The sequence below is a fragment of the uncultured Veillonella sp. genome, from assembly GCF_963551295.1.
Classification (GTDB): domain Bacteria; phylum Bacillota; class Negativicutes; order Veillonellales; family Veillonellaceae; genus Veillonella.
In genome coordinates this window covers 1-20,272 of the sequence record NZ_CAUVFT010000016.1, presented here as the reverse complement: position 1 = coordinate 20,272, position 20,272 = coordinate 1, and the positions used below count along the sequence as shown (strand labels likewise).

20 protein-coding genes and 1 other annotated feature are annotated in these 20,272 nt (G+C 39.9%); of the genes, 18 read left to right on the top strand and 2 right to left on the bottom strand.

From position 1 onward, the window contains the following. Positions 1-49 precede the first annotated feature (49 nt). Positions 50-1,372, top strand: a complete 1,323-nt coding sequence (locus RYO55_RS05830) for a pyridoxal phosphate-dependent aminotransferase (RefSeq protein ID WP_287517516.1) — start codon at positions 50-52, stop codon at positions 1,370-1,372. A gap of 157 nt (positions 1,373-1,529) precedes the next feature. Here RYO55_RS05830 and RYO55_RS05825 read toward each other — a convergent pair whose 3' ends face one another. Continuing rightward, on the bottom strand, positions 1,530-1,991 hold the full coding sequence (locus tag RYO55_RS05825; protein ID WP_314984582.1) for a helix-turn-helix domain-containing protein: 462 nt from the start codon (positions 1,989-1,991) through the stop codon (positions 1,530-1,532). Between the two features lie 388 nt (positions 1,992-2,379). Here RYO55_RS05825 and RYO55_RS05820 point away from each other — a divergent pair, with 388 nt between their 5' ends. The 14 genes from RYO55_RS05820 to RYO55_RS05755 all read left to right on the top strand — a co-directional run bounded on the left by RYO55_RS05820 (position 2,380) and on the right by RYO55_RS05755 (position 15,985). Next, positions 2,380-3,687: an FAD-dependent oxidoreductase gene (locus RYO55_RS05820; RefSeq protein ID WP_314984581.1), complete on the top strand. Its 1,308-nt coding sequence runs from the start codon at positions 2,380-2,382 to the stop codon at positions 3,685-3,687. Next, complete coding sequence (locus RYO55_RS05815) at positions 3,684-3,962, top strand: ferredoxin family protein (protein WP_004694335.1); 279 nt, start codon at positions 3,684-3,686, stop codon at positions 3,960-3,962. The genes RYO55_RS05820 and RYO55_RS05815 overlap by 4 nt, the downstream gene beginning before the upstream one ends. Before the next feature lie 4 nt (positions 3,963-3,966). Continuing rightward, positions 3,967-4,956 carry an electron transfer flavoprotein subunit beta/FixA family protein gene (locus RYO55_RS05810; protein ID WP_314984580.1) on the top strand — a complete coding sequence of 330 codons (990 nt, stop codon included), beginning with the start codon at positions 3,967-3,969 and terminating at the stop codon, positions 4,954-4,956. Next, a complete protein-coding gene (locus tag RYO55_RS05805; protein WP_314984578.1) occupies positions 4,956-5,957 on the top strand; it encodes an electron transfer flavoprotein subunit alpha/FixB family protein in 1,002 nt (333 codons plus the stop codon). Before RYO55_RS05810 ends, RYO55_RS05805 begins: the two co-directional genes overlap by 1 nt. A 270-nt stretch (positions 5,958-6,227) precedes the next feature. After that, positions 6,228-6,986: an SDR family NAD(P)-dependent oxidoreductase gene (locus tag RYO55_RS05800; protein WP_314984575.1), complete on the top strand. Its 759-nt coding sequence runs from the start codon at positions 6,228-6,230 to the stop codon at positions 6,984-6,986. A gap of 114 nt (positions 6,987-7,100) precedes the next feature. After that, positions 7,101-7,862 (top strand): SDR family NAD(P)-dependent oxidoreductase, encoded by a 762-nt coding sequence (locus RYO55_RS05795; RefSeq protein WP_314984573.1) that lies wholly within the window; start codon positions 7,101-7,103, stop codon positions 7,860-7,862. 268 nt (positions 7,863-8,130) lie between these two features. Continuing rightward, positions 8,131-8,721 carry a hypothetical protein gene (locus RYO55_RS05790; RefSeq protein WP_314984571.1) on the top strand — a complete coding sequence of 197 codons (591 nt, stop codon included), beginning with the start codon at positions 8,131-8,133 and terminating at the stop codon, positions 8,719-8,721. Positions 8,722-8,953: 232 nt separating this feature from the next. Further along, complete coding sequence (locus RYO55_RS05785; protein WP_314984569.1) at positions 8,954-9,904, top strand: ABC transporter permease; 951 nt, start codon at positions 8,954-8,956, stop codon at positions 9,902-9,904. Continuing rightward, positions 9,897-10,706 (top strand): ABC transporter permease, encoded by an 810-nt coding sequence (locus RYO55_RS05780; RefSeq protein ID WP_008603309.1) that lies wholly within the window; start codon positions 9,897-9,899, stop codon positions 10,704-10,706. The genes RYO55_RS05785 and RYO55_RS05780 overlap by 8 nt, the downstream gene beginning before the upstream one ends. Before the next feature lie 66 nt (positions 10,707-10,772). After that, positions 10,773-12,296 carry an ABC transporter substrate-binding protein gene (locus tag RYO55_RS05775; RefSeq protein WP_311574665.1) on the top strand — a complete coding sequence of 508 codons (1,524 nt, stop codon included), beginning with the start codon at positions 10,773-10,775 and terminating at the stop codon, positions 12,294-12,296. Further along, complete coding sequence (locus RYO55_RS05770) at positions 12,289-13,056, top strand: ABC transporter ATP-binding protein (RefSeq protein WP_314984565.1); 768 nt, start codon at positions 12,289-12,291, stop codon at positions 13,054-13,056. Before RYO55_RS05775 ends, RYO55_RS05770 begins: the two co-directional genes overlap by 8 nt. 1 nt (position 13,057) lies before the next feature. Continuing rightward, positions 13,058-13,798: a dipeptide/oligopeptide/nickel ABC transporter ATP-binding protein gene (locus RYO55_RS05765; protein ID WP_314984563.1), complete on the top strand. Its 741-nt coding sequence runs from the start codon at positions 13,058-13,060 to the stop codon at positions 13,796-13,798. A gap of 296 nt (positions 13,799-14,094) precedes the next feature. After that, positions 14,095-14,346: a hypothetical protein gene (locus RYO55_RS05760; RefSeq protein WP_314984561.1), complete on the top strand. Its 252-nt coding sequence runs from the start codon at positions 14,095-14,097 to the stop codon at positions 14,344-14,346. 358 nt (positions 14,347-14,704) lie between these two features. Continuing rightward, entirely contained in the window at positions 14,705-15,985 is a 1,281-nt protein-coding gene (locus RYO55_RS05755; protein WP_314984559.1) for a hypothetical protein, read from the top strand. Between the two features lie 107 nt (positions 15,986-16,092). Here the strand turns inward: RYO55_RS05755 and RYO55_RS05750 are convergent, their stop codons facing one another. Next, on the bottom strand, positions 16,093-16,440 hold the full coding sequence (locus RYO55_RS05750) for a hypothetical protein (protein ID WP_314984557.1): 348 nt from the start codon (positions 16,438-16,440) through the stop codon (positions 16,093-16,095). A gap of 374 nt (positions 16,441-16,814) precedes the next feature. Here RYO55_RS05750 and RYO55_RS05745 point away from each other — a divergent pair, with 374 nt between their 5' ends. The 3 genes from RYO55_RS05745 to RYO55_RS05735 form a co-directional block, all read left to right on the top strand. Next, positions 16,815-17,444, top strand: coding sequence for a hypothetical protein (locus RYO55_RS05745; RefSeq protein WP_314984555.1), 630 nt, complete (start codon positions 16,815-16,817; stop codon positions 17,442-17,444). Between the two features lie 495 nt (positions 17,445-17,939). Then, positions 17,940-18,347 (top strand): hypothetical protein, encoded by a 408-nt coding sequence (locus RYO55_RS05740; RefSeq protein WP_314984553.1) that lies wholly within the window; start codon positions 17,940-17,942, stop codon positions 18,345-18,347. Between the two features lie 81 nt (positions 18,348-18,428). Then, positions 18,429-18,632: a binding site (T-box leader), on the top strand. Between the two features lie 154 nt (positions 18,633-18,786). Next, positions 18,787-20,272: 2-isopropylmalate synthase (locus tag RYO55_RS05735; RefSeq protein WP_314984551.1), on the top strand; the 1,486-nt coding region annotated here is incomplete at its 3' end.

Genomic DNA, 20,272 nt, shown 5'->3' with positions numbered 1-20,272 from the left:
TCAAAACCTTCCAATGGAGAAGGTTGATTTTTAGAGGAGTTGGATCGAAATGAAACAACCAGAATTATCGCCGTATATGATGGCTCGGAAGCCGTCTGGCATTCGCCTAGGACAAATTAAATTCTTGGAACGTAAGAACCCACCTATCTTGGTGAATGGTTCTATTGGCAATGTAATGCGTCCTATGCATCCCGCCATGCAGCGTAGGTTGTTTGATTTGGGCGGTGTAAATAGCCCATTCCATAATGGGATTGTGCCATATGTACCAACTACGGGCACTGATGAGTGTCGAGAAGCGTTTCTCCACATTTTGCGCAGCCAAGGCTTTGATACAACAGGGCTTGATGTACTTGTAACAGACGGTGCATCCATGGCGATGGAAATTATCATGCTCGGCGTATGTGGTGGTGCTGGCGAAGAAGAACGTCCTCTTTTGATGTTCAATCCTTCTTATACAAACTATGATGCAGTAGGTCTTCGCATTGGTCGTAAAACGGTTACTGTAGAACGGGAGCTCAATGAAAATGGTGAGTTCGAATTGCCCTCTGTAGAGACTGTTGAGCAACGCATTATCGAGACAAAACCTGGGGCGTTGCTTATCATTCCTTATGATAATCCTACAGGTCAATTATTTAGCAAAGAAACGCTTATTGAATATACTAAATTGTGCGTTAAACATAATTTATGGATTATCTCTGACGAAGCGTACCGTGAATTGGCTTATGAAAAAGGGAAAGAAACATCTAGCATTTGGGCCTTAACCGATAAAGATGTGCCTGGCATCGAAGGCCGCCGTATCAGCCTTGAAACGGCTAGCAAGGTTTGGAATGCTTGTGGACTTCGCATTGGAGCTATCATTACGGATAATAAATTATGTTATGAAAAATCTGTTGCGGAATATACGGCAAACCTCAGCGCTAATACATTGGGCCAATATATTTTTGGTGCTTTGAAACATGAGTCCTATGCGCAATTGCACAACTGGTATGAGCAACAACGCGACTACTATCGTCAAATGATCTTTGAACTCCACAAAGGTTTTAAAGAGGCAGAACCGGACTTTATCGTGTCTCGCCCTGAAGCGTCTATTTACTTTGTAATCGACGTGAGAAAGGTTGCAAAACCTGGCTTTGATGGTGTAGAATTTGCTTCTTGGTGTGCCGAACACGGTGCAGTAAGCCTTGATGACGGCAAGGAATATACACTTCTCATGGCACCGCTCAATGGTTTCTATAGCGGTAAAAACGGCAATGATAACCCTGGTAAAACACAATTGCGTGTGTCTTTCTGTGAAAACCCAGATTTATTGCGCTTGGCTCCTGAATTATTATCTAAACTATTTAGAGCTTACGAAGCACAACGAAATGTATAAAAGTAAAGAGTGCCCTCCCAAATGGGAAGGCACTCTTTTTAAGTTATGAGTTGTATATATACTATAAGTGGTATAGTATCACATAAAAAAGAGCTATAATTTTGAATATTATAGCTCTTTTCGTTTTTCCCTAGATATGGTAAGTAGGGAAGGGCTTTTATTTACTTTCTTCATTATGCTGCGGTCCCTTAGTACGTATTTCGACTGCCAGTTGCTCGCTAGGTATGGAGCTTTCATCAATTGATGGATATGATGTGTCTTCTAAGATAACCGTTTCTAATAATTTGTCAATTTCGTCAGACTGTATGGATACTTCTTTGTTGTACCATTCGCCAAATTCGTGAATAACCTCTTCGTTGCGACGAAAATAGGTATATTGGTCGATTTTGCGCGATTCCACAAGTTCAGCATTCTCTAAGATGCTCATAAATGTAGAAATAGAAGATTGCGATACACCGCAGCGCTTTTGGATACTCTTAACGCTCACACTATGAGGGAAATCGATAAGAGTGTTAGAGTGTACTTGTACACCGAATTCTTTCTCTGGGTGTTTTAGCCACAATATAATATCTAACCGATGCGGATTTGATAATGCTTTCAAGATTTTTAACGGGTCCATAGGGCCTCCTCTTAATTAAAAAATAACGAGTTCCCAACCTTGACCGTGGACTTGCATTATGCGGTCGTATTATACGCGTCTTGCTCCGTATAGGGTTTTTGCTACCTTTATCATACGCTACTTTTACCATGAAAGCTAGACTTACTTATAAAATTCACGAATTGATGAATTTTATTGCACTCATCTAGAAGGGAAAGTATACATTAGTATTAATATATAATGAGTATATATACAACATGTATAGACTATTATAATATATTTCTGAAAAATATAGAATATATTCATCTTTCTGTGATAATTTTTAAAGGTATTTTGGTTCTAAATAGAGAAATATATATACTATATGAACTTATGTAAGTCTAAGCTTTCATTTAAAGGAGCTGAGTATATGGCAATTGATCGCAATGAAACATTTGATGTTATCGTTGTTGGCGCAGGGCCAGCGGGTTCTGCGGCAGCATTACGCTTAGCGGAGCAGAGGGTAAAAGTTTTACTCATCGAACGTGGCACCGCACCAGGCGCTAAAAACATGATGGGGGGACGTATCTATACACATTCTTTGGAACGTCTTGTTCCGGACTTTAGAGACCGTGCGCCGTTGGAACGAAAGGTGACAAAAGAGCGTATTTCTATTGGTACAGGCAATGAAATGACCACTATCGAGTACAGTTACCAAGATGGTGAACCTAATGAAGAATCCTACGTAGTATTGCGTGCTAAATTTGATAAATGGTTAGCAGAAGAGGCGGAGAAAAAAGGGGCTCTCCTTGTGTCTAATGTACAGGTAACTGAGCTTATTACCGAAGGTGAAGGAAAACGTCGCCGCGTAATAGGTGTTCGCTGTCATGATGACGAAGTATATGCAAAACTAGTTATCATCGCAGAAGGTTCTAATACATTATTATTGGAAGAAGCTGGTCTTACAGGTCCTACAGATCCAAAAACAATGGCTGTAGGGGTGAAAGAAGTATATAAACTCAAAAAAGAGGATCTTGAAAATCGTCTCATGCTATCTGGCGATGAGGGGATGGCGTGGCTTACTTTGGGCGATATGACCGATGGCTTATTGGGCGGTGGCTTTATTTACACGAATAAAGACAGTCTTTCCGTAGGTATGGTTGTAGGCCTTGAAGATATCGGCAAAGCCAATAAATCGGTAGATGACATGTTGTTAGCTTTCACCAATCATCCAAGAATCGCACCATTATTAAAAAATGGCCAATTGAAGGAGCATAGTGCGCATCTCGTACCTGAAGGCGGGTTTAAAGCTCTGCCTACATTGGGTGGTAATGGGTATGTTATCGTCGGTGATGCGGCGCGCATGTGTATGAATCTTGGTTATACCATTCGTGGGATGGACCTTGCCATCGAATCTGGCATGTGTGCAGCCGATGCGGTTAATGTAGCCTTGCGCGATGAAAACATGGAGCGCGTTGCTAAATTGTATGAACGTCAAATCAAGAATTCTTGGTTATATAAGGATATGAAGCTTTATAAAAATATGCCTGCCTTCCTCGCATCAAATCCTCGCATATTCAAAGAGTATCCAGCTCTTGTGAATCATGTGATGCGCGATGTATTCACTGTAAATGGTGATGGTGCAGTCCCAATGATGAAGAAATTGATGGGTAGTGTAAGTGATGTTGGTTTAGTTACCTTGATTCGTGATGCTTGGAAAGGGGTGCGTTCCCTATGAAATTAGAAGAGCGCTTGGGCGCCAATAAATACTATGTAGATGAAACGTCTCCTCATATCATTGTGGATGGCGCCGGCTTTAGCTTGGAAGAGAAAATGAAACTCGTAAACGGCTGTCCTGCCGGTCTATATACATTACAAGAAAATGGTGATTTAGCTTTTGATTTCGCTGGGTGTCTTGAGTGCGGCACCTGCCGTGTTCTCTGTGGCGAAACAATCGTAAAAACCTGGAAATATCCGCGTAACGCTAAGGGCGTAGAATTTAGACAGGGGTGAGTGTATGGAGTTATTAGTATGTATCAAACAGGTTCCAGATACATCTGAGATTAAGCTGGATCCGGAAACGAATAATCTCATCCGCACAGGTCTGCCTAGTATTGTAAACCCTTACGATATGCATGCTTTAGAGGCAGCTCTTGCGGTAAAAGACCAATATGAAGGTAGTCGTGTAACCGTTGTCACTATGGGGCCTCCTCAAGCTGAGGCGGCACTTCGCGAGTGTTTGTCTCTCGGTGCAGACGATGCGGTGCTTATTACAGACCGTGCTTTCGGCGGTGCTGATACATTGGCTACAAGCTATACGATTGCCTCTGCCATTCGTCATATTCAACGTACCATGAATCGCGAGTTCCAAATGATTTTCTGCGGCAAGCAGGCTATCGATGGAGATACAGCGCAAGTAGGCCCTCAAATTGCGGAGGAACTAGGCATGGCGCAAGCTACCTATGCTTGTGAGTTGACCGTAAATCAGGCGGCTCAAAAGGCGATTGTAAAACGAGAGCATGAAAATGGTTATGAAGTGATTGAGGCTCCATTACCACTATTGGTAACAGCTACGGCTGAACTCAATGAGCCTCGTCAACCAGGTCTCTGGAGCTCGATTTACGCTAAACGATATACGATTACGCATATTACATTGCGAGATATGCCTAATATTGATGAAAGCCGTATTGGTCTCAATGGCTCTCCTACGCGCGTTCGTAAGGTATACCAACCACCGCTTCGGGGAAAGGTAGAGATGCTTTCATCTGTGGAGGAAGGGGCTAAAAAGGTTCTTGAATTGGCCTATAATATCAAGCCAGAAAAGTTTTCTCATCTATTGGTGCCGAGCGAAGACCCTGTGGATGAGCCTGTAGATAACAACGATGAGGGCGTGGATGTAAAAGATCCTGTGCAGCGGGCTGCCACTGTTGAAAGTGTATCCTCTAGTGAGTTTAAGGCTTTAGCGGCCATTAAAGGTGAAGAAGGTTCCAAAGGAGGTAATCGATAATGGGAGTGACAAATTTTGATGAATATAGAGATGTCTTTGTCGTAGCGGATACCATCGACGACGTAGTGCATCCGGTTACGTACGAACTTATCGGTCAAGCTCGTCGAATCGCTAAGGAATTGGGCCAACTCGTTCAAGTTATGCTTCTTGGTGAGCATGTTCAATCCGAGGCGGAGGAACTCGTGGCACATGGTGCCGATATTGTTCATGTTTTTGAAAGCCCTCTTTTGAAATACTATACAACAGATGGCTATACAAAGGTTTTGACAGATTTCTTTGAAGACCATAAACCTAATATTCTTTTGATTGGCGCTACGAACAATGGTCGTGACCTTGCTCCGCGTATGTCTGGTCGCATGAAAAATGGTGTCGTAGCTGACTGTACCATTTTGACGGTAGATACTACAGAAGGTCTTGTAGAATGGACGCGTCCTGCTTTGGGTGGCAATATTTTAGCTGAAATTATTTCTCCAAATCATCGTCCACAAATGGGCTCTGTCCGTCCTAATGTATTTAAAAAGCCGGAACGCATTGCAGATAGCTGGGGCCGTATTCAAATTGAACCATTCGACCTTAAACCTGAAGATATTCGCATGAAGCGTCTCGATTTCATTCCGTTCAGCAAAGATGGTTACAACATCCAAGAGGCGGATATCATCGTGGCCGGCGGTCGCGGCATGGGTTCTAAGGAGAACTTCGATAAGCTCTACGAACTTGCCGATGCTATCGGCGGTGTTGTAGGTGCTACACGTCCCCTTGTAGAAAAGGGCTGGATCGAATTGCCATACCAAGTAGGTCAAACAGGTAAAACTGTAAGCCCTAAACTATACTTGGCATTCGGTATCTCTGGTGCTATTCAACACGTGAGCGGTATCTCTGGTGCTGACACAATCGTAGCTATCAATAACGATCCAAATGCAGAAATCTTCCAACATGCTAACTATGGGATCGTGGGGGATTGCATGGAAGTGTTAAATGATATGTTGGCGCATTTGAAATAAAAGACGTAGTATTTGAGCTCTACTTATCAGACTAAATAAGACATAGGGATACCTATCCTCAGCCTTCATGGGTACGCGTAGCGCCCAAGGCGGCTTCGAATAGGTATCCCTATTTATTTTCTTATGATACGGTAGAGCTCAAATGGTGTTGCATTAAATACAGATACGCAACATATCATTTTTGGAATAGGGGCGTGGCCTAGAGTCTATTACGTATTAAAGTGGTATAATTAGGCTATAGATATAGTTCGGATTGATAAGGAGGTTCTTATGGCTCGTAATGTTTTTGTTACTGGTGCAACGTCTGGTATTGGTCTTTGTATTGTCGAGGCGTATGCAAAGTATGGCGATAATGTTTTGATTTCTGGCCGTCGCGCTGAGGTGTTGGCTGAGGTACAGGCTCGTTTATCTAAGGAATATGGCATGCGTGTTGAGACGTTAGTTCTTGATGTGCGTAGTCGTGAGGATGTTGAAAGCAAGGTTCCAGCAGCAATTGAAGCGTTTGGTGGCGTTGATGTCCTCGTAAATAATGCAGGTCTTGCGCAAGGTTTAGATCCTTTCCAAGATAGTGTTGTTGATGATGCGGTGACCATGATTGATACAAATGTGAAAGGCCTTTTATATGTAACAAAGGTTGTACTTCCTTATATGATTGATAAAAACGCAGGACATATCGTAAATATGGGCTCTACTGCTGGTATATATGCATATCCAGGTGGCGCTGTTTACTGTGCTACAAAGGCGGCCGTTAAGATGTTGAGCGATGGTATTCGTATGGATACGATTGCTACGGATATTAAGGTCACAACCATTCAACCGGGCATTGTAGAGACTCCGTTTAGTGAAGTTCGCTTTCACGGTGATGCGGAAAGAGCTAAAGCCGTCTACGCCGGCATCGATGCCATCCAACCTGAGGATGTGGCGGATGTTGTACTATACGTAACAAACCAACCTAAACGCTTGCAAATTTCTGATGTTACCATTATGGCTAACCAACAAGCAGCTGGGTTTATGGTACATAAGAAATAAGACATCGGTGTAGTTTAATGTGAAAGCTGAGTAAAGGACTCGTATTTTGACTAAGGAGGCAAAGCAAGTGCAATAAAGCCGGATAATCTTATTTATAAAGGAAAGGCATAAAAAATGAAAAAATATATCGTTATTACAGGAGCAAGTTCAGGCATAGGAGCAGCTACGGCAAAAGCTTTCGCACGTCGCGGTGAAAATTTGATTATTATTGCACGTAGGGTGGAACTATTACAAAGTTTAAAAGATGAGATTGCTAACATTTCGCCTGATTCAGACGTTATTGTGAAACCTTGTGATCTCTCGCGTAGCGAAAACATTTTAGAACTTTGGGAAGATCTTAAAGGCTATGAGTTAAAGGCACTTATCAATAATGCGGGATTTGGCGATTTTGGGTTCATGGGAGAACATGATATTCAAAAAATGGTAAGAATGATAGATTTAAATGTAACTGCACTTGCAGTACTTTCCAGTTTATTCGTGCGAGATTATAAATATAAGCAAACGCAGTTGATAAATGTTTCCTCTGTGGGGGGCTATTTTTTAGCTCCGAGTGTAGTACCGTATTGTGGTACAAAATTTTTTGTAAGTGCTTTTACAGAGGGGTTGCATCATGAGCTTGCACTAGATGGGGATGTTAAAATGCAGGCTAAAATTTTCGCACCTGCGGCGACTAAAAGCGAGTTCTGCGATGTAGCTTCAGGTAAAAACGGGTTTGATTACGATGCTTCATTTGAAAAGTATCATAGTAGTGAACAGACCGCAGACTTTTTGCTTACCCTTTATGATAGCGATGCATGTGTTGGCGAGGTGGATTTAACTAGCTTTGAGTTTAAGCTCAGCGGGCCAAAATTTAATTACTTAGCTGCTGCTAAATAGTAGATAGAGTTGGATATATATAGATATACATACTTCTTGTTAGCGTCTCACTATCCATTTTGAATATATGTTTGTATAGTAGCTAATATAGAACTTAAGGTTTTATATCAGAAATAACTACTTGAAAGTTCTTATCATTTAGGGTATAATTATAAAAATAAGTTTTGATAAAGAATATTTTGTAAAATGTATTTTTTATATTATAATATTCTTAATACATGTGTTGTGTTTGTACAGATGTTTTTGTAAGAGAGCGGAGATTATAGTAATGTTGAAGAAATTTGTATTGATGGCAGTTGCTTGTGCTTGTGTAGGTTCTTATACTGTTGCTGGTGCTCAAGGTACTCTTGATGTAAAACCTGATCTACCTAAACCTATGGTTATGCAAGAAGGCACGGAGCCTATGGTTGGTATGCCAAGCCCGTTTCATGAGTTTGCTACTGTGGATGAAGCGGCTAAATATATGAACATTACACCTCAAATGCCTAAGGTATTACCTGTGGGTTACAACATTGAGTCTGTGAGTACTATTGATAAGGATGTATTGCAAGTGGTTTATGTTTACCAAGCTGGTGAAGATGCTACTCGTAATCAAGCGGCAGGCAAACGCATCGTCCATCGCATAGCCAATGAAATAAAAGAAGATATCAGCGGCGATTATAACGATTTTCGTGTAACAGCTAATGAAAAAGTAAACGGCACAAAGGTTGTTTTCAAAGGCGGTAATAAAATGGTATATCTCATAGGTTGGACAAAAGACGGACAAACTCATGGGATGTACTTCGAACGCCCTGTAACTCGTGACATGGCTAAAGCAATCGTTGCTAATACGGTAGCCCCAAAACAACATACAAAATAATATAAAAGTCCAGGCCTAATGGGATAGGCATGCGAGCTGTAGTGAAGCACTCGCATGGACACTGTAAGGGTTTTATATAGAACGGCTCCTCGTATGAGGGGCCGTTTTAGTATATATGCTAAAATTTCATAATGAGAATCATTCTAATATACATATAGGGGTATGTCTAAAAATTTGAATAACTGTTAAAATAAAATATAACTGTTTTGTGATAAAGAAGGCAGGTGATGTATTGTATCGATTAATACTACAGCGTTTGGCAAGTATTGTAGGTATTTTATTGGTTGTTACCATCGGTACATTTGTATTGATAAAATTATCTCCTATTGATCCCGTGTCGATGAAGTTTAATCTTCTAGGAGCTACACCAGATCCAGTTGTAGTTGCACAGACACGAGAGCAGTTGGGGCTCAATGATCCTTGGTGGCAGCAATACCTACGTTGGTTAGGTCAAATTATACAAGGGGACTTTGGTGAGTCCATTCTGTACGCTTTACCAGTGGCGACCATTCTTGGCGGTGCCTTGCCAAATACCTTGGGGCTAGTATCCTTAGCTCTTGTTATGGGGATAGTGGTGACCATACCGCTCGGTATGTTATCTGCAAAGTATCAAGACTCATGGATTGATCATGGGGTTCGTCTCGTTACATTTCTAGCATTAGCAATCCCTGGGTTCTGGGTCGGTTTATTATTACTGTACTTATTCGGTGTTAAATTACAGCTAGTGTCGGTAACAAATACCAATGGCTTTTCTGCCTATGTCCTGCCCGCGGTAACCCTTGCTTTATGGATATGTGGTCTCTACATTCGTCGATTGCGTAATGCTATTTTAGAAGTGTCGCGACAGCCCTTTGTACAGGGGGCGCGAGCATTAGGCTTTCCAGAATGGATGGTCTACACCCGTTACATATTCCCTCATGTGGGACTTATGTTGTTGCCTATGATGGGGGTAACTATGGGCGCTATGCTAGGTGGCTCTGCCGTTATTGAAACGGTATTCTCTATAAAAGGTATTGGTTATATGATGGTGCAGGGCATTATGGCTCGCGATTATGTATTGATGCAAGGTTATATCATCTGGATTACCTTGGTGTTCATCGTGATTAATATCATCATTGATGTATTGAGTGTTTGGCTGAATCCGAAGCGAAGAGCCGCTATAAAAGGAGGCTCTTATGAATAGACAAAAGCCCTATACTTTATACGCTATGTTGGTATTAGCAGCTCTGTGGATCGTATTTTTCTTATGCGCTCCCTATATAGCACCCTTTGATCCTGAAACGACGAGTATCGCGGACCGCTTACAAGACATTAGTAGTACCCATCTATTAGGTACTGACCAACTCGGTCGTGATGTGTGGTCTCGTATTCTGTACGGTGGTAAAGCCTCTTTAGGGATTGCTTTCACCATCATTGGCATTAGTGGGGCCATCGGTATCGCTATTGGTGGATTAGCAGGGTTCTCTACACCTCGCGTTGACCGTTGGTTATCTCGTTTAATCGATTTAGTACTTGGCTTCCCGAATATGGTTATCGCCATTGCTTTCATCGGTATTATGGGCCCTAGTATAACGAATGTAATTATTTCCTTGTGCATTACGAAATGGGCAGAGTACGCCCGTATCACGAGGGGCCTCGTACAGATTGAACGCCACGCGGAGTATATTACCTTTGCTCGTATGTCAGGTGCTTCAAATCTACGCATTTTGTGGCGCTATATTCTGCCGAATGTATTGCCACCGTTGGTGATTGTTATTATTCAACATCTAGGGGATGCCATCATTTTGGTAGCCAGTTTTTCGCTCATCGGCATCGGTGTGCAACCGCCGGATCCGGAGTGGGGCGCTATCTTGTTGAGCTCCCGAGATTTTCTACAAACGGCACCGTGGCTGTTAATTTATCCGGGGCTCGCTATTTTTATTACCGTTGTTTTATTTAACTATATTGGCGATGCGTTGCGCGATGCCCTCGATGTATCTCGTTAACCGTTCTGTGTTTAGATTTTTTATGGTGAAAGCCTCGACGAGGCAATGTATTTTAAAGGAGATATTATGAAACGTTGGTTGTTAGCATGTTTGTCCATGCTATGCATGGTAGCTCTCTTGGTCGGCTGTGGCAATGATACTGCTAAAGACGGTAAACAAGGGAAGCATATGAATGTTGGTTTGTATTGGTTTGGTGAAACATTAGACCCAACTCACGAATGGGATGCGTGGACATTGACTCGTATCGGTGCAGGTGAAAACTTAGCCGTTGTAACACCGGATATGAAATTTGCCCCACAATTGGCAGATTCTTGGGAAAATGTAGACCCTACAACATGGAAATTCCACATCCGTGAAAACGTTAAATTCCACAATGGTACTCCGATGACGCCTCAAAAGGTAAAAGAGTCCATCGAGTATACGATGAAACAAAGTGCTCGTTCCGCTAAAGCAGTTAAAATAGAATCCATCACAGTAGATGGTCAAAACTTGATTATTAAGACTACAGAACCTAATGGTTCCTTGTTGTCCAGCTTGACTGAACCTGCTTTCGTTATCATGGATACTGCAGATCTTAAAGACGTAGCATCTAAACCAGTTCTTACAGGCCCTTATAAAATCACTGCTTTCAAAAAAGGTGAAACAATTGAACTTGCAGCCTTCGCAGATTACTGGGGCGGCAAACCAGGTCTTGATTCTGTAACTGTAAAAGATATCGAAGACAATAACAAACGCGCTATGGCGTTGCAATCTAAAGACGTAGACGTAATTCAAAAAGTGGACTCTGCTAACCGCAGCTTGTTCAAAGACGGTTTCAATATTCAAGACGTTGCTGGCGTTCGTGTGTTTATGTTGAAAGCAAACCACACAGAAGCATCTCCATTACATGATAAAGCTGTACGTTCCGCTATTGCTCATATCATTAACTATGATTCCATGGCTAAAATCATCGGCAATGGCTCTACACCAGGGGCGGCACCATTCCCTCCATCTGCCAATTTAGGTTATGATGCGATTGCTAATAAACCGATGACAGATGTAGCAAAAGCTGACCAAATCTTGACTCAAGCTGGTTACGCTAAGAATGCAAACGGCATGTATGCAAAAGATGGCAAAGAATTAGCGATTACTATTGCTATTTGGGGTAAAGACACAAGCTTATACGAAGAAATTCAACAAGAATTGAAAAAAGCAGGTATTGCTGTAACTCTTAAGAAATTACAAAGCCCTGATGAAGTAGATACACTTGGTACAGATGGTTTTGATTTAGTAGAACGCAATGTAGTTACTATGTCTACAAATGATCCTTACTGGTTCCTCAGCTTGTTCTACAAAACTGGTGCGAAAGCAAATGTTGGTGGCTACTCTAACCCTCAAGTAGATGCGTTAATCGACCAATTGTCTGTAACATTTGATCAAAACGAACGCTCTAATATTGCTAAACAAGCACAACAAATCTTAGTTGATGACGTAGCAGATATTTATTTGTTGTATCCAAGTGCAACGGTTGTATCTACTACAAAAGTTAAAAATGTACCAGTACATCCAATCGATTACTACTTATTAACAAAGGATTCTACTATTGAATAAATCTGATTGTATCGTATTTGATAAGGTTACAATTTCATACGGTGCGGAGCAAGCGGTGCGCGATGTATCCTTCTCCGTGCCCAATGGTGAGGTCTTTGCTATCGTTGGTGAAAGTGGCTCTGGTAAATCTACGTTAGTTCGTGCCGCCTTTGGTATGTTGAAACAAGCTAACATTAGCGGCCAAATTTTGCTAAACGGCACCGATGTTTCTACATTGAGTGATAGCGATTGGCGACAATTGCGGGGTGCGAAGATTTCCATGATCTTTCAAAATCCCAGCGCCTATCTAAACCCAAATCGAACCGTAGAAAATCACTTCAAAGATTTATTCCGTGCCCATGGTGAAAGCTATGATGTAAGCCGCGTTATAGATATGCTTAATCTCGTTCACTTAACCGATGGAGAGCGTATCTTGCAGTCCTATCCGTTTCAGTTGAGCGGTGGTATGCAACAACGGTTAGCAATAGCCTTAAGCCTCATCTTGAAGCCTGGTATCGTATTTGCTGACGAACCGACTAGTGCTTTAGATATGCTCGTGCAAGCCTCTGTATTGGATCTTATGAAAGAGGTAACACAGGCTCTTGGGGCAACGGTGATTATTGTAACCCATAATATCAAGGCGGCCGCACGCATTGCCAATAGCATCGGTGTTATGAATAAGGGACAACTCGTTGAAGTGGGATCCACCACAGAGGTTATGGCCCATCCGAAGGATGAGTATACTCGTATTTTGTTAGATTCCGTAATGAAAGTGGTGTAGTATGATTCAACTCGAGAATATATGTAAACAATATACGAACCATAATCATACGGTCCGCGCCGTTGATAACGTATCCTTTTCTGTAGAGGAGAATGAACGGGTAGGTATTGCTGGTGGTAGTGGTTCCGGTAAAAGTACTCTGCTTAGACTGATTGCCTTATTGGAAAAGCCTACCTCTGGGAGTCTGCGACTCTTTGGTGAGGAAATCCATTCCATTCAAAATCATACAGAAATATATCGCTCTATGCAGATGATGTTTCAAAATCCCTTGGCGGTAATTCCACCGCGGATGAACTTAGAAGCATTTCTCTTAGAGCCATATATCAACTATGGTCTCATGGATGTGACTGCAGCAAAGGACGATATCCGTAAGTGGATTCAACATGTAGACCTACCTGAAACGATCGTTAACAAATACCCGCATGAGGTCAGCGGCGGTCAATTGCAACGCGTTGTATTAGCACGAATTATGCTGATGAACCCAAAACTGGTACTCTTTGATGAGCCTACATCAGCCCTTGATGCGGTGAACCAAAAGTTAGTGCTAGACCTCCTACAAAAAATCTATACGGAACAACCCTTCGGCTACGTATTCGTCAGCCATGACATCGGCCTATTACAAGCCGTAACAGACAGAATCATCGTCATGAAAGATGGACAAATAGTAGAAACTATCGAGTCAACTCGATTGAAAGAAGCGGTACATCCATATACACAAGCACTGGTGGATGCAAGTGTGTAAAAAGCAAAGAGCCCCTGTTTGGAACAGGGGCCTTTTGCTATATATTTATTATTTAAGTACGTAAGTGTTGGTAAAGCAATTGCAATAACTTATATAAGAGGTCAAAATATTTTGTTACTATATGAGAATTGGCTTAGTTGTAGTTCTTCTAATAGTGAGTCCAGTATAGATTAGTTACATATGCTTATTTAATATTATAAAAAAGTGGTTATATTGTAGGCGATGTCTTCAGCGAAGAAGCGGCTCGTGATGTTGTAGAAAACTACACTGATATCATCGCAGTAGGTCGTGGTACTTTGGTAGATCCTGAATTTGGTCATAAAATTATGACTGGAAAAGGCGATACTATCGTTCGCAAAGTAACACCGGAACATGTGCCAAATATGCACCTAACATCAGGTCTATTCGAAGCCTTCACACGCACTGACTCCTTGGGCTTGTCACCATTACCAGCTGCAGAATCCATCTATGACCAACACAGAGGTACATACGATAACCATCCACTAGCAATTCCATACGCTGAACAATTGAAAGCAAACATCAACTAAATTAGCAAAAATTTAGCTGATAACTTCATAAATAACTTCGTAAAAAAACACAGATTGTTAAGTTTGTTAAGTAAAATTTTTAGTTAAATAATCGAATCACAATACATAAAACTATACACCCATATACGACTTGTGAAAGTAAGTTTGTAAACGAAAGCCCCTCTTTAATAGACATAGATTTAAGTTCTTTTAACCTTAAATCATAATGCATTAGGAGGGGCTGTTTTAATTTAACCAAGTTTTATAATAGTATACTTACTATAAAAATAAATATACTATTTTTGATATAATAATATTATCTATGTAATTTTTTATAAATCAATATGCTTAACTAATGCTATTATTGGATGGTGGTTATATGTTATATGATGAAAAAGATTTACGTGTATTTGATAATTCAGACTCTCGAAACTATTTTAAAGAAATATTGCAGTCGTATTATAGTCAGAATTATCGAGCGACGATAGTTTTATTATATTCATTTGTGATTTATGATTTATTTATTAAGTTACAAACTATGGCGGATGAAGGTGATAGTAAAGCAAGGCAACAATTAGAAAAAGTTAATGGTATGATAAGTTCAGATGAAAAATATTCAAAAGTAGAGCGTGAAATCATTGATTTTTTTAAAGATAATTGTTCTTTGTATTTTGGAAGGTTCATAGAGGATATTGAATATCTTAGAAATTGCCGAAATAAATGTGCGCATTTGAAAGTAAATGATAATTCTTTATATGTTCCTAATGACTATCATGCCAAAATGATGATTTGTTCAATGTATGATCATGTTTTTTCTGTGAAAGCTCCATTTATTATGGATTTATTTGAGATTGCAAAACATGATGTTGAGAAGTTTACTGAGCAGATAATATTTGATTCAGATGGATTGGATGAATCAATAAGAAAAAAAATTACAGATAAATATTTAAAGAGAATGACTAATGTTTCATTAAAAAAATCATATAAAACATTTCTTAAACTTCTATATAATACAGACGATGAGGAGTGTATTAGAAATATACTTGGAGTATATACTTTCTTATTTTCTATGACCGCTTATTTGATAGAAGAAGGTCGAATAGCTCTACTCCGAGAGCAGGCAATATTGGATGAATTCTCTAAAATCAGTATTGATGAATTAGAAAACACTTCTGTTCGTGCTGAAATTTTAGTTTCTATGGTATTAAAATATTCTATTATAATGGAAATTGTTAGAGAAAATGAGGAAGTATTTGAATATTTGAAAAATCGTGTCTTAACTCCAACTGGTTTAGCGGAGTATCGTGCTTTCTACCCTCAGGATCTAAGGTCTGAGTACGGATTTTTTAAGGATACTTCATCTCTTCATAAGAATAAATATATTAAAGAGATTTTTGAAACAGTTAAATCTTGTGAAGATTTTAATTTGACAGAATTTGCTAAGATTATGGTTAAAGCTGTTCCAACATATTCTGGATATGATGATGCGGATTGCTTTATGTCTTTTTTAAAAATTCATGTAGAGGAATTTAATGCTTCAGATCTTCAAGAAATTATGGAGATATATAATAACAATGACCAATGTTATAATCGTGGTAGACATACGGGTGATATGGAAATAATTGCCCCTTATCTTGCCAAAGAGGAACTACCATTCTAATTATCTAAATAATATCAATTTCAATATCAAAACCGTATTTTCAATTTAATAAAACTTCTAAATAAAAAGACATCAACTGTAGGTTGATGTCTTTTCGTATTATTTGATTATTCAATTTCTGCTTTCAAATCGATAATATTTTTTGCGGCTACGCAGGCAGGGCAGTCACAGAATTCAGCGCCTTCAGCTTTGATGTCTTTAGCGTGTTGTAATAGGTTAGCCGCACCTTCTTTTCCAAGGATTTGTGTAGCGCGTTCAGAGCCTGCAAAGTCGATTGTTTCGTCGATAAGTGCAATATTTTGTTCTGCTACGGATACGAGTTGTTTTGTAAGTTCTTTTTGCTCAGGTGTACCTTCAGCATCAATCCAAGACTGAGCGAACTCTTTTACTTTAGGGTTGCTTTGTGGTGCATCTAATAAAGCTTGTACGAGTTGTGTTAATTGTGTATGTGTCATGATGATCTCCTTGATATAATTAGTAAATATGAGTTTGGAAAGATGCACTTACTATCATATGAGCACCTGTTCCTTTTATTAAGTTCATTATAGCACTTACAATGATTTTGAATAGTAGAATGATTTGCGATAGATACTATCAAATAGGATAGATTTGTGATGATAACTGGTTTAAATTTTTGAAAAAATTTTAGATTGTGAAAGTAAATTCTGTTGGAGTATATCGGATAGCGTCTATTAGATTGAGTGCCCCTAAGTGTCTTGTCTGAGTACAAGCGAGTGAGTATCTTAGACATAGTTTATTGTCATAATAAACTACCTTTTAATGATATAATTTACTTAATAGATGTAGTTTGTTTGCAGGGGAATATATCATGAAAAAGGTTGTATGTGTGTTAGCTACGTTAGCTTTTATAGGTTCCATCAATGTTGTCTCTGCAGATGACTTGGTGCGGTTTCGCCTTAATGGCAACTCTATATATGATCAGCCCTATGGTGACAGAAATGAGTTTCCATGTCCTGACGGCCTAGGTAGTTGTACTATAACTGATAGCGATTATAAAAGCACTCGTAAAGGTCAATCGCTAGAGTTGTTTGATACTGTATATGAGGCTAAGCAACATTTGAACTTTAAACCGCAGTTGCCGATGGGGGTAGAGGGACTCCGACCTATACATGTATCTATTGTGGATCACGATGTATTACAAGTCGTCTATGCCTATCATGAGCTTTTAAAAGGAACATATTTTGACCGTGTAGATGATATGCCGAAATATATTAAGTATCGTGTATCGACTCTATCAGGTAATATTGCAGGCGATTATAAGGATTACTTACCTCAGAAAACAGCTATTGTAAATGGGATGACGGTAACCTATCGAATGGTAGATGACGCCATTTACTTAGCATCTTGGGAACATGAGGGGCAGAACCATGTGTTCTTATTTAATGAACCAGTTTCTGTTGAGCGGGCTAAAGAAATGATTAACAGTGTAGAATATTGAAAAAACACTTTAAGTATAGTATATTCTAGATAGGCAATTGATAGTTGTGCAATTAACTACAAAATCCCTCGGAGCTGCAACTCCGAGGGATTTTTTACATTATATATGAAAATGAAGTTATCCATAGTGACAATATTTTACTTTTTATGGTAGAATATCAATAGAGCAAAGTGTTGATTAAATGCACTAAAGAAGCCCTTGCAAAGGATGGCGGTCCTAGCAAGGGCTTTTTTGTCAGATCGTGGTGACAAACCAAGGTTAGTTACCAATAATCGATAGTAGCCAATCTAACCATTTGCAAATATAATAACTTATTACATTTGCCATGATAGCTACAAGAATCGTTGAGAGCGTGTTGATTTAAATGCACCTCCTTTCCGTTACCTGATTTGGAAAGGAATTGGTAACACTTATAGTATAGCAAAATATACTTTACACAAATAGCGATATACAGTCCTCTTTGTTGTGCTTGAGATTAAAAATAACGGAGTTTTTATGAACTTAGAAAATTACAAGATTTCAAAGCTACCATATATAGAAAATGGTAGTAATGAAATTATGGAAAAGTACCAAATACGTGCGCAATATGAAACGGAACCGCCTCATGGTGATGCTATATATTCTATTTCTATAAAGGGAAAAACATTGCCATTTTGGATTTATGGTAGAGATGTTACCTTTATAGGTAGTAGTATGGTTATGGTGGAGTCTGTAAAATGTAAAACATGGAATCCAATTCAAACTATAATTATTGATTTAAAGCGTGAAGTATATGCTAACTTAAAGGAATGGTATACAGATATTTCCTTTGTTAATGAATGCATTGAGCTAACGAACCAAGTGGTAAAGAAGAAGAAACTCATTAAGAATGATTTTGATGATTTAGAGTGGACTAACTACTAACGATGAGTTTTATGAAATCATATTCATTTTATTTTAATTGACATAAGTCTATAGAATACAGTACAATACCCTTATATCTTAAATCAAGCGATGAACGGGTATAAAGGTTTACAAATCCTGCTTTCAGAGAGTTGCCGGCTGGTGCGAGGCAATAGAGGTTGTACGCTGACACTCTCCCGTGAGCTTTGATGGCGAATACAGCAGTAGTCATTGACGGTGGTTCCGTTATACCCGAAACAAGTCCCAATTAGGGTGGTACCGTGTTATGAATATAACGCCCCTTTGAGCAACGACAGTTGTTCTGAGGGGCTTTTTTATTTGTGAAAGTCTAGTAAATCACTGATTATATATGGTGTCGACATTGGCGATGTTACAAACTTTCACTATGGATAGATATAATAAAGTGTTATGTTTTATGAGGATAGAAAAGGTGGCTATTATGGAACAGAATCGCGTATATTTCTTTGATACAACCCTTCGTGATGGGGAACAAACACCAGGTGTATCTTTACAAACTCCTGAAAAAATTGAAATTGCGAAAGGCCTAGTACGTCTAGGCATCGACGTAATCGAGGCTGGATTCCCAGCGGCATCCCCTGGAGATTTTGAAGCGGTACAAACGATTGCACGCGAAGTCAAAGGTGCAACAATTTGTGCGTTGGCTCGTGCTAATGAAAAGGACGTACAAAAAGCGATTGATGCGTTGAAAGATGCGGAACGTAGCCGTTTACATGTATTCATTGCTATTTCCGAACTTCATATGGAATATAAATTAAAAATGACTCGCCAAGAGGTATTGGATAAGGTTAAATCCGTATTGGCATATGCAAAAGGTAAGGTTGATGAAATCGAGTTCTCCGGTGAAGACGCGGCACGCTCTGATTTAGATTTCGCATGCCAAGTATTTGGTGTTGCAATTGCTGGTGGCGCTACAATTATTAACGTACCAGATACAGTAGGTTATATGAACCCTAATGAGTTCGGTGATAAAATCCGCTACATCAAAGAACATACATCAGGAATTGAAAATGCAATTATCTCTGTTCACTGCCATGATGACTTAGGCCTTGCCAATGCGAATACATTAGCCGCTATTAAAGCAGGTGCACGCCAAGTAGAAGGCACAATTAATGGTCTGGGTGAACGGGCTGGTAACGTAGCGATTGAAGAAGTGGTAATGGCTCTTAAAACACGCCATGATTATTTCGATGACCTTCAAGTGAACATCGATACAAAACAATTTACGAAAGTATCTAAACTTGTGAGCCGTTTAACAGGTGTTGTAGTTCCTCCAAATAAAGCAATCGTTGGTTCTAACGCCTTTGCTCATGAGTCCGGTATCCATCAACATGGTATGATGAGCAATCCTGAAACGTATGAAATCATGACTCCTGAGTCCGTAGGTGCTGAAAAAACAGACCTTGTATTGGGCAAACATTCTGGCCGTCATGCCTTCGCTGATCATTTGGCAAAACTTGGTTTCCAATCTTTCGCTGAGGAAAAAATCAACGATCTCTTCGCTAAGTTTAAAGAGTTGGCAGACCGCAAAAAACAAGTATACGATGATGATATCGTAGCCCTCGTAGTAGACAATCTTCACCACAAAAAAGCATTTGAGCTTGTAGCTCAATACTACAAATTGGGTGAAAAAGGCTACGCATATGCCGATGTTCGTCTCATGACTCCAGATGGTGAAAGAGCGGATGCTGCCGTAGGTGACGGTCCAGTAGATGCGTCCCTTAAAGCGGTTGAACGTGTGGTTGGCTTGCCAATCAGCTTAAAAGACTACCAAATCCGTGCTATCACAGCCGGTAAAGATGCCCTTGGGGAAGCAACCCTTAAGGTAGAATACAACGGTCGCTTGTACCATGGTCGTGGTATCAGCACCGATATCGTTAAATCAAGTGTAAATGCATATATCAATG

Coding starts and splice junctions, on each gene's coding strand:
- RYO55_RS05830 (WP_287517516.1), top strand. CDS start 50: ATGAAACAACCAGAATTATCGCCGTATATGATGGCTCGGAAGCCGTCT.
- RYO55_RS05825 (WP_314984582.1), bottom strand. CDS start 1,991: ATGGACCCGTTAAAAATCTTGAAAGCATTATCAAATCCGCATCGGTTA.
- RYO55_RS05820 (WP_314984581.1), top strand. CDS start 2,380: ATGGCAATTGATCGCAATGAAACATTTGATGTTATCGTTGTTGGCGCA.
- RYO55_RS05815 (WP_004694335.1), top strand. CDS start 3,684: ATGAAATTAGAAGAGCGCTTGGGCGCCAATAAATACTATGTAGATGAA.
- RYO55_RS05810 (WP_314984580.1), top strand. CDS start 3,967: ATGGAGTTATTAGTATGTATCAAACAGGTTCCAGATACATCTGAGATT.
- RYO55_RS05805 (WP_314984578.1), top strand. CDS start 4,956: ATGGGAGTGACAAATTTTGATGAATATAGAGATGTCTTTGTCGTAGCG.
- RYO55_RS05800 (WP_314984575.1), top strand. CDS start 6,228: ATGGCTCGTAATGTTTTTGTTACTGGTGCAACGTCTGGTATTGGTCTT.
- RYO55_RS05795 (WP_314984573.1), top strand. CDS start 7,101: ATGAAAAAATATATCGTTATTACAGGAGCAAGTTCAGGCATAGGAGCA.
- RYO55_RS05790 (WP_314984571.1), top strand. CDS start 8,131: ATGTTGAAGAAATTTGTATTGATGGCAGTTGCTTGTGCTTGTGTAGGT.
- RYO55_RS05780 (WP_008603309.1), top strand. CDS start 9,897: ATGAATAGACAAAAGCCCTATACTTTATACGCTATGTTGGTATTAGCA.
- RYO55_RS05775 (WP_311574665.1), top strand. CDS start 10,773: ATGAAACGTTGGTTGTTAGCATGTTTGTCCATGCTATGCATGGTAGCT.
- RYO55_RS05765 (WP_314984563.1), top strand. CDS start 13,058: ATGATTCAACTCGAGAATATATGTAAACAATATACGAACCATAATCAT.
- RYO55_RS05755 (WP_314984559.1), top strand. CDS start 14,705: ATGTTATATGATGAAAAAGATTTACGTGTATTTGATAATTCAGACTCT.
- RYO55_RS05750 (WP_314984557.1), bottom strand. CDS start 16,440: ATGACACATACACAATTAACACAACTCGTACAAGCTTTATTAGATGCA.
- RYO55_RS05745 (WP_314984555.1), top strand. CDS start 16,815: ATGAAAAAGGTTGTATGTGTGTTAGCTACGTTAGCTTTTATAGGTTCC.
- RYO55_RS05740 (WP_314984553.1), top strand. CDS start 17,940: ATGAACTTAGAAAATTACAAGATTTCAAAGCTACCATATATAGAAAAT.